We start from the raw sequence: 15834 nt of genomic DNA on the forward strand, positions 1-15834 counted from the left end.
TCAGCGTTTCCGGTGCTGGCGCGCGACATCGAGCTTTTCGCACAGCATCTCGGCACCCTGGACCATGCGTGGTCCGGCGCGATTCACCAGGTGGCCATCGATGGTGAACAGGTTGTCATTCTTCGTGGCGAGCAGGTTCGGATATTGCCGCCACATGGCCGCGCCGCCCTGTTCCTTCTCGGCCGTGCTGAAGACGGCTTCCGGATCTTCCTTCAGCACCGCTTCGATGCTGACCACGGGTGCCGTCACCTTTTGCGAGGCGAAGATGTTTTCGCCGCCGCACAGGCGCAACGCATCGCTGACGATGTGCGCGCCATTGAGCGTGTACAGCGGCTTGTCCCATACCTGGTAGAACACCCGCACCGGCGGGCGGCCCGCATACTTCGTGCGCACGGCGGCCAGGCGCTTGCGCAAGTCCGCAGCCGCCGCTTCCGCCGCCTGTTCGGTGCCGGCCAGCTTGCCCATCGCAACGACATTGTCGGGAATCCTGTCCAGCCTTGCCGGTTCGCTGTGGAAGAGCGGGATGCCGAGCTTGCGCAGCAGTTCGACCTGGCGCTCCGAGCTGCCATGGCGCCAGACCACGATCAGGTCCGGCTTCAGGGCCAGCACCCGCTCCAGGTCCACCTCGCGGTTGCTGCCGACGCGGGGAATCGCCTTGGCCGCGTCCGGGTAGTCGCTGTAGTCGACCGCCCCCACGATCTTGCTGCCGGCACCTGCCGCGAACAGCAATTCGGTGACATGGGGCGCCATCGAGATCACGCGCTCGGCGGGCTTCGCCAGCGTGACCATCTTGCCGTCGTCGTCCCGCACGGAGACCGCGGCGTGCGCGGACAGGACCGCCAGCAGGGCGGGCAGCAGTACCAGGTGCTTCATTGAATTTCCTTCCATTGTTTCAGCGCGTCGGCAAGGCGCGTCCATGCCGTTTCGTCGGGCGGCAGGCCGAGGCGGATTCCGCGCGGTCCATCGCGGAACAGCCGCACCCAGATGCCGCGCCGCGCCATGTGTTCATGAAATGCTTCCGGCATGGCTTCCGGCCACCAGCGGAACAGGCTCGAACCGGATGAAGCAATGCCGTGCGCCGCCAGCAGCGCGTCGAGGCGGCGGCCCGCCTCGTCCAGCGCCCTGCGCGTGTGCCGGTGCCAGGCGTCATCCAGCAGCGCGGCCTTGCCGATCAGCTGCGCGGGGCCACTGACTTGCCATGGTCCCAGTTCCTCGTCGAGCGCGGCCAGCAGTCCGGCATGCGCGGCGACGAAGCCGAGCCGCACGCCGGCCAGGCCGAAGAACTTGCCGAGCGAGCGCAGCACGATCAGCCCGTGGCGCTCCGCCTGGTCGGCCACGCTGTGCGTATTGTCCGTATCGGCGAAGGCTTCGTCCACGACGAGCCAGCCGCTGCGCGCCGCGAGCGTATCCGCCCAGCGCAGCAAGTCTTCCCTCGGCACTGTCGCGCCGGTGGGATTGTTGGGATTGCAGACGACGACTACATCGCTGTGCTCGACCGCGTCGCCGAGTTCGGGGTAGGGGACCAGCCGGGCGGTATGGCCATGGCGCGACCAGTGATGCGCGTGCTCCGCATACGACGGCGCCGAGACGGCGATGCGTGAGGGTGCACGCAGCCGCGGCAACGCCTGGATGGCCGCCTGGGTGCCGGCCACCGCCAGCATGCGTGGCGCGCCGTAATATCGGCAGGCGGCCGCCACCAGCGCTTCGTCCCGCTCGGGCAGGCGATGCCACGCGTTGCCCGGCAAGTCCGGCACCGGATACCAGTGCGGGTTCAGGCCGGCCGACAGGTCCAGCCAGTCGGCATGGCCGTACAGCCGGCTTGCATCGCGCAGGTTGCCACCATGTTCAGGCATGCCGCACCCCCAGTGCCATCACGGTCGCTGCACCAAGCCACGAGACTGCGAGCCACAGCAGCGTGGTGCGCCAGACGAGGCGCCACGCACGCTCGATGTCGGCCGCGGTCGCCGGCACGCCCCGGCCCAGCGGCGGCCGCTGTTCGATCTCGCCGTCATAGCGCGCCGCGCCACCCAGTGCCAGGCCGAGGGCCCCGGCGCCGCTGGACATCACGGGGCCGGCGTTCGGGCTGCTCCCCGCCGGCGCCTGCTCGCGCCAGCAACGCCATGCCGTGCGCCTGCCCGCCGCACCCGGCGCAAGCAGCACATACGAGAGGGCGGTCAGCCGTGCCGGGATGTAGTTCAGCGCATCGTCGATCCGCGCCGCGACACGGCCGAAATACAGGAAGCGCGCATTCCGGTAACCCCACATCGCATCGAGCGTGTTCGCCAGGCGGAACAGCAGCGCGCCCGGACCGCCGGCCACGGCAAACCAGAACAGGGTGCCGAACACGGCATCGTTGCCGTTCTCCAGCAGCGACTCGGCGCTGGCCTTGGCCAGGTCCGCTTCGTTCGCGTCGAACGTGTCGCGGCTGACGATGCGGCCCGTCAGTTCGCGTGCCGCCGGCAAGTCGCCGCGGCAGAGGGCATTGGCGATCGGCAGGTTATGGTCGCGCAGGCTGCGCAAGCCGATGCAGAAGTACAGCATGGCCGCGTGGGCCAGCACTCCCGCCACGCCACACAGCCACATGGCCAGTGCCGTCAGCGGCAGCACGGCCAGTATCCAGCCAGCCGCGCCGCGCAGCAAACGTCCGCCACCGTTGTTCAGGCGGCGCTCGAGCGCGCTGGCGACATTGCCGAAACCGACCAGTGGATGAAAGCGCCTCGCCTCGCCCAGCAGCAGGTCGAGCACCACGCCGGCCGCCAGCAGCAAGGCAACCGCCGGCCACGACAGCCCGCTCAGCATGCGGCACCCTTCAGCACCAGCGGCAGGCCGGCGGCGACGAAGACGACGTTGTCGCAAGCCGCCGCGATCGCCTGGTTCAGCCGGCCCGCTTCGTCGACGAAGGCGCGCGTGACGGCACCGAACGGCACGATGCCCATGCCCACTTCGTTCGACACGAAGACCACATCGCCAGCGCCGCTGTCCAGCTGCGCCAGCAGGGCGGCGCGTTCGTCGTGGAAGCGCCGCGGCAAGGCGATCGCGCCCACCTCGGGATAGTCGGTAGCGTCGGCGAACAGCAGGTTGGTGAGCCACAGCGTCAGGCAGTCGACCAGCACCAGCCGGTGCGGCGCACGCCACTGTTCCAGTACCGCCGCCAGCGCGAGCGGCTCCTCGACCGTGGTCCAGTGGGCCGGCCGGTCCGCGCGGTGCGCCGCGATCCGCCGCGCCATCTCGGCATCGCCGGCGCAGGCCGTGGCCACGTAGACGATTTCTTTGCCCGACCGCGCGGCAAGCCGCTCGGCATGCGCGCTCTTCCCGGAGCGTGCGCCACCCAGAACCAATGTGCGGCTCACGGTGCGGCCCTCGACAGCAGGGCCGCCGCCGCTTCCGGATTCGACGGGAAATAGCCGTGGAAGTACGACGCCGTCAGCGAACCGATCCGGTAGACCGCTTCGCCCCGCACGCCGGACGGGTTCTTGCTCGTGTATTCCATCACGGGAGCCGCCGACTCCAGCCGCGAATAATGGAACGTATGGCCGCGCAGCGTGCCTTGCGGTGTCGGCATGGCTTGCGGCCCGAGGCCGGCCAGCCGCTTTTGCACGACCACGTGGCCCGGCAGCAGCCCGGCCATCGGCCACGCGCCGGCGCCGTCGTCCAGCGTGTCGGCCAGCGCCATCATGCCGCCGCATTCCGCCAGGATCGGTATGCCATCCGCGTGGGCGGCCCGGATCGAGGCGCGCCAGATGCCCGCTTCGGCCAGGCGCGGCGCATGCAGCTCCGGATAGCCGCCCGGCAGGTACACGGCATCGGCCCCCTGCGGCACCGGTTCGTCGGCCAGCGGCGAGAAATACACGATGTCGGCGCCGAGCCGGCGCATCACTTCCAGGTTGGCCGCGTACACGAACACGAACGCCGCATCGCGCGCGATGGCCACGGTCTTGCCGGCCAGCGTGGCCGGTACCGGCGCCTCGGGCGCGGGTGCGTCGAAGTGCACGGGAGGCAGTGCGTTCCATGCGGCCTCGTCGAACACCAGCTGGTCGGCCAGTTCGTCGAGGATCGCGTCCACTTCATCCACTTCGTCCGGCAGCACCAGGCCCAGGTGCCGCTCCGGCAGCGAGCGGCCCTGCTTGGGCAGGGTGGCGAACAGCGGAATGTCGCGCAGGGAGGTTTTTACCATCGCGGCGTGGCCCGCGCTGCCGACGCGGTTGGCGATCACGCCGGCCATCGCCACCGGCCCGTAGTCGCGCAAGCCGTGCACCAGCGCACCGGCCGTTTGCGCCATCGCGCCCGCATCGATCACGGCCAGCACGGGCACGCCGAACTCGCGCGCCAGGTCGGCCGCCGACGGCGTGCCGTCATACAGGCCCATTACGCCTTCGATCAGGATATCGTCCACTTCCGTTGCCGCCTGCGCCAGCAGCCGATGGCAGCGTTCACGGCCGACCATCCACAGGTCCAGCGATTCGACCGGCCCGCCGCTGGCGCGGCCCAGCACCATCGGGTCGATGAAATCCGGGCCGCACTTGAAGACGCGCACGCGGCTGCCGGCCCGCACCAGCTTGCGGGCCAGTGCCGCGGTCACCGTCGTCTTGCCCTGGCCGGATGCCACGGCGGCGATCAGTACCGCGCGGGCGCCCATCACCACTCCGTTCCGGCCTGGGCCGCGATGCCGGCCTTGAACGCGTGCTTGACCACGTTCATTTCCGTGACGGTGTCGGCGATCTCGATCAGCTCGGGCGGCGCGCCGCGGCCGGTGATGACCACGTGCTGCATCGACGGGCGCTCCAGCAGGTCGGCGATCACGTTTTCCACATCCAGGTAGCGGTACTTCAGCGCGATGTTCAATTCGTCGAGCACCACCATGCCGATCGCGGGATCGGCGAGGAAGCGCTTCGCCTGTTCCCACGCCTCGGCGGCCTTGGCGATGTCGCGTTCGCGGTTCTGGGTTTCCCACGTATAGCCTTCGCCCATCGCATGGAAGCTCACTTCCTCGGGGAAGCGGCGCAGGAACTGTTCTTCGCCCGTGGCCATCGCGCCCTTGATGAATTGCACGATGCCCACCTTCATGCCGTGGCCGAGCGCGCGGATGGCCATGCCGAAGCCGCTCGAACTCTTGCCCTTGCCATTGCCGGTATTGACGATGATGATGCCGATCTGCTTGTCGGCGGCGGCGATCTTCGCATCGATGATCGCTTTCTTGCGTTCCATCCGCGCGCGGTGACGCTCGTTCAATGCCGCGGTATCGTCGGGAGTGGTCATGCGGTAGCCTCTCTGGGAATGAAGATCGTGCGGGCGCCGTGGCGCACCGTCTCGATCGGATGGTGCAGGTAGTCGGAAAGGATGTCGGCCTGCATCACGTCGCCGCGCGGGCCGGCCAGCCAGCGGCCGTCGCCCATCAGCAGGAGCGCATGCGTCGAGATGCCGTATGCCAGGTTCAGGTCGTGGCCGATCATCACGATGGTCTTGCCCTGTTCGCGGCACAGTTTCGCCAGAAGGCCCATCACGCTGACCTGGTGCGCCAGGTCGAGCGCGTTGGCAGGCTCGTCGAGCAGCAGCAGCGGGGTATCCTGGGCCAGCAGCGCGGCGATCGCCACGCGCTGGCGCTCGCCGCCGGAGAGCGTGCGCACGTCGCGCGAAGCGAGGTCCGCCACTTCCATCGCGGCCAGCATGCGCAGGGCGATCGCGTGGTCGTCGCTGTCCTCCCAATACCGCTTGCCGTGATAAGGGTGGCGGGCCGACAGCACCGTTTCCAGCACGGAGTAGGCAAAGGCGTCGCTGCGCGACTGGGCCAGGAAGGCACGCTCGCGCGCCAGCGCTTCCAGCGGCCAGTCGCCGAGCGCGCGGCCGTGCAGCAGCACGCGGCCGCCATCCGGCTCGCGCAGCCCGGCCAGTGTGCGCAACAGCGTGCTCTTGCCGGCGCCATTGCGGCCGATCACGCTCCAGCATTCGCCGGCCCCGACATGCAAATCCAGTTTGTCGGCCAGCAGGCGGGCGCCGATCGCCAGGCGCAGATCCTCGGTGGAGATCATGGTTGCGGCGGCGTTCGTCATTTGCGCAACCGGTGCAGTTGATACAGGAACACGGGCGTGCCGATCAGCGCGGTCACCACGCCCACCGGCAACTGCTGCGGCGCGATCACGGTGCGCGCCAGCGTATCGGCCAGCACCAGGTAGGCGCCGCCGGCCAGCGTGGCGGCCGGGATCAGCACGCGGTGGTCCGGCCCGAAGGCGAAGCGGCAGGCGTGAGGCACGATCAGACCCACGAAACCGATGCTGCCGGCGGTGGTGACCGCGCTGGCCGTCAGCAGTCCGGAACAGAAGAACAGGCCCTTGCGCAGCGGGCCGACGCGGATGCCGAGCGTGCTGGCCGCTTCGGCATGCAGGGCCAATACATTCATCGAGCGGGCGGTACGCAGCGCGAAGGCCAGGCCGGCGACCAGCACGAGCCACGGCAGCCAGCGCACCGGCGCGCCGGACAGGTCGCCGATCATCCAGAACACCATGCTGCGCAGCCGGCTGTCGGGGGCGATCGACAGCATCAGCATGATCAGCGCCGCGCAGCCGGCCGAGAGGATCGTGCCGGTCAACAGCAGCAGGGCGGTACCGCCCTCGGCGGCGCTGCCGCCGCGCATGTCGCGCCGCGCCAGCAGGTACAGCAGCATGGAGATGGCTACCGCGCCGATGAAGGCGGCCGCATCGACCATCCATGCGGCGCACATCAGCATCAGCGCCAGCAGGGCGCCGACCGCGGAGCCGGCCGAGATGCCCAGCACGTAGGGGTCGGCAAGGGGATTGCGCAGCAGGGTCTGCATCATGACCCCGGCCAGGGCCAGCGTGGCGCCGGTAACGAAGGCGGTCAGTGCGCGGCTGGCGCGCAGGTCGAGCAGGGTGGCGGCCAGCGTATCGGCGCGGCCGTGAATGAGTTCTTGCAGCGCGCCGGGCAGGTCGGCGAGCGGGATGGCGACGGAGCCCGTGACGCCCGCGAACAGCAGGCTGGCGATCGACGCCAGCAGCAATCCGGCGGTGACGATGCCGGTGCGGTAACGCAGGTGGGCGGAGAGTGGATGCATGTTCTGCCTGGAGAAAAGCGCCGGGCGCATTGGCGCGCCCGGCAGCTTAGCATTACTGGGACTTTACTACTCGGGCTTCACTACCCGGGCTTCGATTACTTGAAGCCGTAGCGGAGGGCTGCGAACACGTTCGAGCCGCCGGTCTGGTAGTAGCGGGCCAGCTCGTACTTCCTGTCGCCCACGTTGTTCCAGCGGACCAGCGCCGACCAGTCCTGGTTGAAGCGGTACGTGGCGTACAGGTTCACCACGCCGTAGCCGGGCAGGCGGTTGCGGTTGACCGCGTCGTCGAAACGGTCCGACGACGCTTGCAGTTCCACGCCGCCGCGCACGGCGCCCATGTCGTACTCGGCCACGAAGCTGGCGTGGCGCTTGGCACGGCGCTGCAGGCGCTTGCCGGTGGTTTCGTCCTGCGGATCCTGGATATCGGCATTGGCGACCAGCAGCAGCTTGCCCATCTGGCGCTCGGCCGACAGCGACAGGCCTTCCAGCAGCGCCTTGTTGATGTTGTAGGCGCAGCCGTACTGGTAGCCGGGATACGGGCACGGCGAAGTGTTCAGCAGCAGGTTGTCCAGCTTGTTGCGGTAGTACACCGCGGCCAGTTTCTGGGTGCCGTCGTCGTAGCGCAGGCCCGCTTCCGTATTGCGGCCTTCCTCGGGGCGATTTTCCTTGTTGCCATAGCCCGGGTAATACAGCTCGTTATAGGACGGAGCACGGAAGCTGGTGGCGAAGCTGGCCTCGGCGCGCAGGGCGCTGGTGATGCGGTAGCCGTAGCCGACCGAGCCGGTGGTCTTCGAACCGTATTCCGAGTTGTCGTCGTGGCGCACGCCCACGCTGGCCAGGTGCGCACCGCGCTTCAGGCTGTAGTTGGCCGCGAACGCATTGTTGTGGCGCGTGCGGTTCAGCGCCGCGGTGGAACCGTCGACTTCTTCCTTGCGGTGTTCATACAGCACCTGCAGGTTGTCGCTGCCGATGCGGAAATCGTTCTGGAAGGTGAAGGTGCTGGTCGTGGTATCGATCTGGCTGGAACCGAACGGGCCGACGTCGTAGAACGAGCCGGACTTGTCGCGCGATTGCGAAGCCTGCACCAGCATGGTCCAGAAGGGCAGGAACTGGTTGCGCGAGTAGACCCCCACGTTGCTGACCGTTTGCGTGCTGTAGGCATCGAAGGTGGCGCTGTCGTAGTCGGACTCGGTATCGGTATACAGGAACATCGCGCCCAGCTCATGGCCGGGCGCCAGCTTGTAGGCCACCTGGCCGGCCGCGCCCTTGCGATCGTAGCCGTCGTCGTCCGGGTCGAAGTTGGCGCTGGGCCGGCGCGTGGCCGAGAAGCCGTCGGACCGTTCCTTCGAGACGGAGAACGCGTAGCTCAGCTGGTCCGTGCCGCCGGAAATGGCCGCATCGGCCGCGAAGGTCCTGTCGCTGCCGCCACCGACCGACGCCGAGATCGCCGGAGCGCCTTCGCCTTTTTTCGTGAACAGCTGGATCACGCCGCCGATGGCGTCGGCTCCGTACAGCGTGGACAGCGGGCCGTAGACGATCTCGATGCGCTCGATGGCCGACAGGGGAATGCCGTTCCAGCTGGCCGAGCCGGTCGATGCCGAAGCGATGCGGATGCCGTCTACCAGCACCACGCTCTGGTTGCCGTTGGCACCGCGGATGAACACGTTCGACGCCGCGCCGGGGCCGCCGTTACGGGTGACTTCGATGCCGCGCTGGCGCTGCAGCAGTTCGGTAATGGAGCCGGCCCCGGAGTTGGCGATCTGTTCGGCATTGATCGTGACGGTGTCGCTGATTACTTCGCTGGCCAGTTGCGGCGTGCGGGTGGCGGTGACGATGATGGAATCGATGGCAGTGGCCTGGGCGTGTACGGCCGGCGCGGCAATGGCGAGCGCCAGCGACGCGAGCGCCGCCTGGGATGCAACAGGAGAGGTCATGGCAAATCTTTGTAAAGTGGAGCAACCGGCCAACGTCCCCGCAGGCCGGATTGAACAGAGCCGCTCCGCAACGGGGCGGCTCCACCTGGTTTGGCCGGTATCCGGGCTGGCAGGCATCACGGTCCGGCCTTCCCATGCAATTGCACAGTGGCTGTCGCGGACCGCTGCCGCGCTGCGATTGCTCGCGCGCGGCAGCCTGCTTACCGTTGCGGGGGCAGCATACGTTGGCCGATCAGGAGACCTGGCTGCGTATTTCCCGTTTAACTGCGCTCGAGGACTCGAGCGCGGGCACCAAAACCGCGCAATTATAAGGTATGGAGCAAATATCAAGCACGTACGAAGTATGTACAAAGCACGTACCAGGCACGTACCAGGCACGTACCAGGCAGGGATCGAGCGCTTGCAGGCATCACGAAAACACCAGCCGGACAACTTCGCCGTAGCCGATGCGGTGCGGCCGGGACGCCGCGGCAAGCGCCGCCTGCTCCAGCGGCGCGCCATCGGCCAGCGTGGCGGCCAGGCGCATGGTGCCGGCATGGCAGACCACGATGGCGCGCGCGCTGCCATGCCGGCGGATCCTGGCCAGTGCGGCGGCCACGCGGCGCGCCACGTCGAGCACGGATTCGCCGCCGCCGGGGCGGTCATGCAGCAGGTCGGCCGCCCAGGCATCGACCTGCGCGCGGGGGATATCGTTCCAGTTGCGGCCTTCCCAGTCGCCAAAATCCATTTCAGCCAGGTCGGCGTCGTACAGCACGGCGGGCGACAGCAGGCTGGCGAGGGCGGCGCAACGGCGCAGCGGGCTGGAAAACACCGGGGCGTCTCCCGGCAGCCCCAGGTCGCGCAGCGCCGCATGCACGCGCGCCAGCTCATCGGGATCCACCGGCAGGTCGCTGCGGCCATAGCAGATGCCTTCGGCCGCGGCCGGACGAGGGTGGCGCACGAGAGTTAATTTCATCTGCGTGAGTTCCATTTGTGTCAGCCCCACCGCGCCAGCACGCACACATAGAAGGCGATTTCCGCCAGCTGCTGGACGGCCCCCAGGCCATCGCCGGTGTAGCCGCCGAGGCGTTGCCGCAGCTTGCGGGCGAACCACAGCGTGACGAGCACCATCGCGCCGGTGCCGATGGCGATGGCGCGCCAGTCCAGCCAGCCCAGCGCCGTTGCCGCCAGCACGGCGGGAACGCAGCAGGCGGCGGCGATGGCGAATTCGGGGCCCGTCATCTGCTGGGCCATCGGCTTGGCCTTGCCTTCGGCACGCGCGTATGCCATGCGCCAGATCAGGCTTGCCGCCATCAGGCGGGACAGCGGATGGGCGATGCACAGGGCGGCCACCGTGGCCAGCGGGGGCAGGTGGGACAACGCGGCGCATTTCACCGCCAGCATCAGGAGGATGCCGATCGCGCCATAGGCACCGATCCGTGAATCCTTCATGATCTCCAGCGCACGCTCGCGCGTCATGCCGCCGCCCAGGCCGTCGCAGGTGTCGGCAAAGCCGTCTTCGTGGAATGCTCCCGTGAGATAGATGCCAGCCGCGGTGGACAGCAGCACGGCAACGGCCGGCGGCAGTACCATCGCGGCGGCCCAGTAGATGGCCGCGGCGATGGCGCCGACCACCAGGCCGACGAGCGGGAAGTAGCGCGACGCATGGTGCAGCCAGTGCGGCTCGAAGCCGACCCACGCCGGGATCGGCAGCCGTGTGAAGAATTGCAGCGCGATGAAGAACAGCCGCAGCTGCAGCATGGTCAGTGCTTCCCGCTGACCTGGGCCGATGCGAACGTGGCCATGCGGTTCAGGAAGTTGACGGCGGCATGGACCAGCGGCAGCGCCAGTGCGCTGCCGGTGCCTTCGCCCAGGCGCAGGTCCAGTTGCAGCAGCGGCTTGCCGCCCAGCGTTTCAAGGAGCTGGCGGTGGCCGTTTTCGTTCGAGCAATGGGAGAACACGCAATAGTCGAGGATCGCCGGCTGCAGCCGCGCCGCCACGAGCAGGGCGCTGGTGACGATGAACCCGTCGATCAGCAGCACCATGCGGCGCTCGGCCGCGCGCAGCATGGCGCCGGCCATCATGGCGATCTCGAAACCGCCGAAGGTGGCCAGCACGTCCAGCGGCGCCGTGGCCGTGGCGTGGCGCGCGGCGGCGGCTTCGATCACGCGGCCCTTGTGCTGCACGCCTTCCGGGCCGAGGCCTGTGCCGGCGCCCACGCAGGCAGCGGCTGGAATGCCCGTCAGCTTGTGCATCAGCGCGGCGGCGGCGGTGGTGTTCCCGATGCCCATTTCGCCGAAGCCGATCACGTTGCCGGGCAGTGCGTCGACCAGCGCGGCGCCGTGCGCAAGCGCCTGGCCGCATTGTTCGGCCGTCATGGCCGGCTCCACCGCGAAGTTGCGCGTGCCGCCGGCGATCTTGCGATCCGTGAGGCCGGCGCGCGTGCCGAAGTCGTGCGCCACGCCGGCGTCGATGACCTGCAGCGCGCAGCCGTTCTGCGCGGCGAACACATTGATGGCGGCGCCGCCGGCCAGGAAGTTCTCGACCATCTGCCACGTCACATCCTGCGGGAAGGCGGAGATGCCTTCGGTCACCACGCCATGGTCGGCGGCGAAGACGAGGATGGCCGGTGCGTCGATCGCCGGCGACGTGGTGCGCTGGATCATGCCCACCTGGTGCGCCAAGGTTTCCAGCACGCCCAGGCTGCCGGGCGGCTTGGTCTTGTGGTCGATCGCATGCGCGAGGCGGCAGGCCAGCGCCGCATCGGCCGTGGAGGCGACACCGGGCACACTGAAGGGGACGCGCGCTGGCGCGCCGATTGGCACGCTCGGGGACGCGGAGGCGGGCAGGGTCATGTCTGGCGATCGATGGGGAAAGCGCGAATTATAATGGTGCGATGCGCATCCTCATCATCGAAGACAACCCCGACATCGTCGCCAACCTGTATGGCTTTCTGGAGCCGAAAGGCTATGTGCTGGATTCGGCCTCGAACGGCTATGGCGGGCTGGCGCTGGCGACCGAGCACGAATATGACGCCGTGGTGCTGGACGTGATGCTGCCTGGCCTGAATGGCCTGGACCTGTGCCAGAAGCTGCGCGGCGAGCTGCGCAAGGACATGCCGGTGCTGATGCTGACCGCGCGCGACACGCTGGAAGACAAGGTGGCCGGTTTCGACAGCGGCGCCGACGATTACCTCGTCAAGCCGTTTTCCCTGGTCGAGCTGGAAGTGCGCCTGAAGGCCCTGGTGCGGCGGGCCAAAGGCGGCCATGCGGCCAACGCCGTGCTGGCGTTCGGCGACCTGACCTTCAATACCGAAACGTTCGAGGCCAAGCGTGCCGGCCGCCCGCTGGCGCTGACGAAAACCGGGTATACGATCCTGCGGCTGCTGATGCGCGAGGCGCCGAAGGTGGTGTCTCGCGAGCAGGTGCTGCACGAGGTGTGGGGCGACAATCCGCCGGATACCGACGCGCTGCGCGTGCACATCCACGCCCTGCGGCAGGCGCTCGACAAGCCGTTCCCGCATCCGATGCTGCACACGATCTCGAAGATCGGCTACAAGCTGGTCGAATCCGATGCGTGAAACGGAACCGCTGCGCAAGGGGAATTCACTGCACAAGGTGGACTCGCTGCATAAAGGGGACACACTGCACAGCGGGCACTCGCTCCGCAAGGAGGATTCGCTGCGCAAGCGGATCACCGCGGCATACCTGACGTTTGCCACGGTATCGTCGGTATTCTTTGCCGTGATCGCCGCGCTGGCCGTCGAAGGTATCGAAGTGCGCCTGGTCGACGAGCGCCTGGAGGAAGTGGCGGCGTGGGCCGGCCCTCGCCATGCGGGCGGCTTGCCGGTGGAGATGCCGGCTGGCCTCAGCTATCACCTGGGCAACGGTATTCCACGCTCATTGCGCCCGCTGGAGGAAGGCGTGCATGAAGTCACCGTCGACGGTGTCGACCTGCACGTGCTGAAGGGCCGGAATGCCGAAGGCGAGTTCGCCGTGGTCGACCATGACAGCGCCTATGAAAAGATCGAGCTGGTGGTCTATTCGATGTTCGCGGTGGCGTTCCTGGGATTCATGGGCTTTGCCGTTCTGCTGGGGCGCTTCCTGGGCAACCGCATCGTCAATCCGATCGTCGAGCTGGCGGGTGCGGTGGACGCGGGGGTGGCGGAGTTGCCGCTGCAGGAACGCGGCGACGAGCTGGGCCTGCTGTCGCGGATGATCGCCAGCCATACGGCCGAGCTGCAGGAGTTTCTCGATCGCGAACGCTTCTTCACCGGTGACGTCAGCCATGAATTGCGTACACCATTGACCGTAATCGCGGGGGCGGCCGAGGTGCTGCTGGCGCGAACGGAGCACGATCCGGTACTGCACGCGCCGGCCGAGCGCATCTACCGCGCTGCGCGCGATGCCAGCGATATCACGTCGATGCTCCTGCGGCTGGCGCGTTCGCCGGAACGGCTCGAGTGGACGCGGATGTCGGCGCAGGCGCTGGCGCTGGAAGAAGTGGCGCGCTGCCAGGGACTGGTTGCCAGCCGGCCGCTCCAGCTGCGGTTTGGCGGCGGCGCCGATTTCAGCGTGCACGGCGTGCGCGAACTGGTGCAGGCTGCGATCGGCAACCTGGTGCGCAACGCCTGCCAGTACACGGAGCACGGCCATGTGGCAGTGCGGCTGAAAGGGCGCAGCGTGATCGTCGAAGATACCGGACCCGGCTTGCCGCCAGCCGCGCGGGCGCGCTTGCGTGGCGAACCGATTCCGGCGGATGCGCGGGGCTCGTCCGGCACCGGGCTTGGACTGGGGCTGGTGCAGCGGGTCTGCGCTCACCTCGGCGCCACGCTGGTGCTCAGGGAGAGCGCCGCGGGCAGCAGTATCGAGATCCGCTTTCCCGCTCTGCCGGGTCGAACCGTCGACGAGGCACGTTAACTCATCTTTAACAGGTGTTTGACGCGACGTTTACTTGCATGGCGGTATCGTTGACGCTTCGATTCCGGAGTTTCAACGGTGAAGATTTCAACCCTGCCGCGCATCGGCGCCTCCATGTTGACGCTGGGCGCTTCCACGTTCCTGGTGCTGGCCTATAACGCCAGTTTCTGGAGGACGTTCTTTTCGGCGACTGGCGGCATACGGCTCGGCAACCTGCCGGTGTACCTGGGGGCGTTTGCCGCCCTGGTGCTGCTGTTCAATGCGGTACTCACGCTCGTCAATTTCCGCTTCGTCATCAAGCCGGTGCTGACTGCGCTGTTCCTGGGAGCGTCGCTTGCCTCGTATTTCATGAACCGCTACGGCGTGGCGATCGATGCGTCGATGGTGCAGAACGTGGTCGAGACGGATGCCCGGGAAGCGCACGAGTTGCTGAGCTGGCAGATGCTGCAGACCGTCACGCTGCTGGGCATCGTGCCGTCGCTGCTCGTGTGGCGGCTGCCGCTGCGCTTTCCACCCATGCGGCGCGGCCTGTTGCTGAAGCTGGGTACGGTCGTATTGTCGGTGGTGGCGGTGGCCGCGCTGCTGATGCTGCTCTTCAAGACCCTGGGACCCGCAGTACGCGAGCACCGCGAATTGCGTTTCCTGCTGACGCCCACCAATATGTTCCAGGCTACGCATGGCTACCTGAAACGCAAATGGGCTACACCGGCCGTGATCGCCCCGCTGGGCACGGATGCGGGCCGGGGCGTCAAGTGGGCCGCAGCGCGGCGGCGGCGCACCGTCACGGTCATCGTGGCAGGGGAAACCGCGCGAGCCGCCAATTTCTCGCTTAACGGTTATGGCCGCCAGACCAATCCCTTGCTGTCGGCGCAGCCGGGCCTGATCAATTTCCGTCACGTGAGTTCCTGCGGCACAGCGACGGCGGTGTCCATACCGTGCGCATTTTCCAACCTGGGCCGCGATGACTACACCGCCGACAAGGCAGCCAGCCGGGAGGGTTTGCTGGACGTGCTGAGCCATGCTGGCTTCGATGTGCTCTGGCGCGACAATAATTCCGGCTGCAAGGGCGTGTGCGACCGTGTCCGCTATGAGGATGTGTCGCGCCCGCGGCCGGGCATGCCGCCCTGCGGCGCCGAAGAGTGCCATGACGAACAGCTGCTGGCCGGGCTGCGGCAAACGATCCACGATTCCACCAGGGACCTGGTGATCGTGCTGCACCAGAAGGGCAGCCATGGGCCGGAGTACTGGAAGCGGTATCCCGCGGCGTTCGGCAAGTTCGAGCCGGTCTGCCGGACCAATGAACTGGAAGAGTGTTCGCGCGAGTCCATCGTGGCGGCCTACGACAACACGATCCTTTATACCGACCTGGTGCTGAGCAAGACGATCGACCTGCTGCGCGCCGCTGCGGCGGAAGACGATGTCGATACCTCCATGCTGTATTTCTCGGACCACGGTGAATCGCTGGGCGAACACAATATGTACCTGCATGGTGCGCCTTATTTCATCTCGCCGGCCGAGCAACGCCAGGTGCCGATGATGCTATGGATGTCCAATGGCTTCCGCGAACGGTTCCGGATCGATTATGCATGCCTGGCCGCGCGTACCGCCCAGCCGTTTTCGCACGATAACGTGTTCCATACAGTGCTGGGCATGCTGAACGTGAGCACGGCGGTCTATAACCCGAAGCTGGATGTGATCCACCCATGTTCGCGTGATAACTGAGCTATTCAAATCGGCTCCGCTGATGGGCAGGGCTCGGTGGCGCAATGCTTGTGATTATTTATTCAAGCAATTTCCGGGGCTTGCCAAGCGGAACGAGGCTGGCTATAATTCTGTCCCTGTCGCGACGAACTAGTGAAAACGAAACGTTGCGACAGCCAAGTTTGTTTCTGCTGACACAACATTGCAGAAACAAGCTGAGAAACCGAGGGGTTGA

Annotated in this window: 15 protein-coding genes and 1 riboswitch; of the genes, 3 read left to right on the forward strand and 12 right to left on the reverse strand. The window is 67.4% G+C overall.

Going from position 1 to position 15834, the window contains the following annotated elements; genetic code table 11:
* From OU994_RS05505 to cobT, 12 genes are all read right to left on the reverse strand, one after another.
* Window positions 1-873, reverse strand: a complete 873-nt coding sequence (locus OU994_RS05505; RefSeq protein WP_281609942.1) for a cobalamin-binding protein — start codon at window positions 871-873, stop codon at window positions 1-3.
* Entirely contained in the window at window positions 870-1853 is a 984-nt protein-coding gene (cobD, locus tag OU994_RS05510) for a threonine-phosphate decarboxylase CobD (protein ID WP_281609943.1), read from the reverse strand. The genes OU994_RS05505 and cobD overlap by 4 nt, the downstream gene beginning before the upstream one ends.
* A complete protein-coding gene (locus OU994_RS05515) occupies window positions 1846-2799 on the reverse strand; it encodes a CobD/CbiB family cobalamin biosynthesis protein (RefSeq protein ID WP_281609944.1) in 954 nt (317 codons plus the stop codon). The genes cobD and OU994_RS05515 overlap by 8 nt, the downstream gene beginning before the upstream one ends.
* Window positions 2793-3350: a bifunctional adenosylcobinamide kinase/adenosylcobinamide-phosphate guanylyltransferase gene (gene cobU, locus OU994_RS05520; protein WP_281609945.1), complete on the reverse strand. Its 558-nt coding sequence runs from the start codon at window positions 3348-3350 to the stop codon at window positions 2793-2795. The genes OU994_RS05515 and cobU overlap by 7 nt, the downstream gene beginning before the upstream one ends.
* Window positions 3347-4636, reverse strand: a complete 1290-nt coding sequence (locus OU994_RS05525; RefSeq protein WP_281609946.1) for a cobyrinate a,c-diamide synthase — start codon at window positions 4634-4636, stop codon at window positions 3347-3349. Before OU994_RS05525 ends, cobU begins: the two co-directional genes overlap by 4 nt.
* Window positions 4636-5256 carry a cob(I)yrinic acid a,c-diamide adenosyltransferase gene (gene cobO, locus OU994_RS05530; RefSeq protein WP_281609947.1) on the reverse strand — a complete coding sequence of 207 codons (621 nt, stop codon included), beginning with the start codon at window positions 5254-5256 and terminating at the stop codon, window positions 4636-4638. The genes OU994_RS05525 and cobO overlap by 1 nt, the downstream gene beginning before the upstream one ends.
* Window positions 5253-6026 (reverse strand): ABC transporter ATP-binding protein, encoded by a 774-nt coding sequence (locus tag OU994_RS05535; protein ID WP_281611586.1) that lies wholly within the window; start codon window positions 6024-6026, stop codon window positions 5253-5255. The genes cobO and OU994_RS05535 overlap by 4 nt, the downstream gene beginning before the upstream one ends.
* A 17-nt stretch (window positions 6027-6043) precedes the next feature.
* A complete protein-coding gene (locus OU994_RS05540; RefSeq protein ID WP_281609948.1) occupies window positions 6044-7066 on the reverse strand; it encodes an iron ABC transporter permease in 1023 nt (340 codons plus the stop codon).
* Between the two features lie 95 nt (window positions 7067-7161).
* Window positions 7162-9000 carry a TonB-dependent receptor domain-containing protein gene (locus OU994_RS05545; RefSeq protein WP_281609949.1) on the reverse strand — a complete coding sequence of 613 codons (1839 nt, stop codon included), beginning with the start codon at window positions 8998-9000 and terminating at the stop codon, window positions 7162-7164.
* A gap of 74 nt (window positions 9001-9074) precedes the next feature.
* Window positions 9075-9311: riboswitch (cobalamin riboswitch) on the reverse strand.
* A 98-nt stretch (window positions 9312-9409) separates the two neighbouring features.
* Window positions 9410-9955: a histidine phosphatase family protein gene (locus tag OU994_RS05550; RefSeq protein WP_281609950.1), complete on the reverse strand. Its 546-nt coding sequence runs from the start codon at window positions 9953-9955 to the stop codon at window positions 9410-9412.
* Window positions 9956-9975: 20 nt separating this feature from the next.
* Window positions 9976-10740 carry an adenosylcobinamide-GDP ribazoletransferase gene (locus OU994_RS05555; RefSeq protein ID WP_281609951.1) on the reverse strand — a complete coding sequence of 255 codons (765 nt, stop codon included), beginning with the start codon at window positions 10738-10740 and terminating at the stop codon, window positions 9976-9978.
* 2 nt (window positions 10741-10742) lie between these two features.
* On the reverse strand, window positions 10743-11834 hold the full coding sequence (gene cobT, locus OU994_RS05560; protein ID WP_281609952.1) for a nicotinate-nucleotide--dimethylbenzimidazole phosphoribosyltransferase: 1092 nt from the start codon (window positions 11832-11834) through the stop codon (window positions 10743-10745).
* A 41-nt stretch (window positions 11835-11875) separates the two neighbouring features.
* Between cobT and OU994_RS05565 the strand changes: the two genes are divergently transcribed.
* From OU994_RS05565 to OU994_RS05575, 3 genes are all read left to right on the forward strand, one after another.
* Entirely contained in the window at window positions 11876-12559 is a 684-nt protein-coding gene (locus tag OU994_RS05565) for a response regulator transcription factor (protein WP_131147792.1), read from the forward strand.
* Window positions 12552-13898, forward strand: coding sequence for a sensor histidine kinase (locus tag OU994_RS05570; RefSeq protein WP_281609953.1), 1347 nt, complete (start codon window positions 12552-12554; stop codon window positions 13896-13898). The genes OU994_RS05565 and OU994_RS05570 overlap by 8 nt, the downstream gene beginning before the upstream one ends.
* Window positions 13899-13976: 78 nt before the next feature.
* Entirely contained in the window at window positions 13977-15620 is a 1644-nt protein-coding gene (locus OU994_RS05575) for a phosphoethanolamine transferase (RefSeq protein ID WP_281609954.1), read from the forward strand.
* The last annotated feature ends 214 nt before the right edge of the window (window positions 15621-15834 follow it).

Source organism: Pseudoduganella sp. SL102 (assembly GCF_027856995.1).
Lineage (GTDB): Bacteria > Pseudomonadota > Gammaproteobacteria > Burkholderiales > Burkholderiaceae_D > Rugamonas > Rugamonas albidiflava.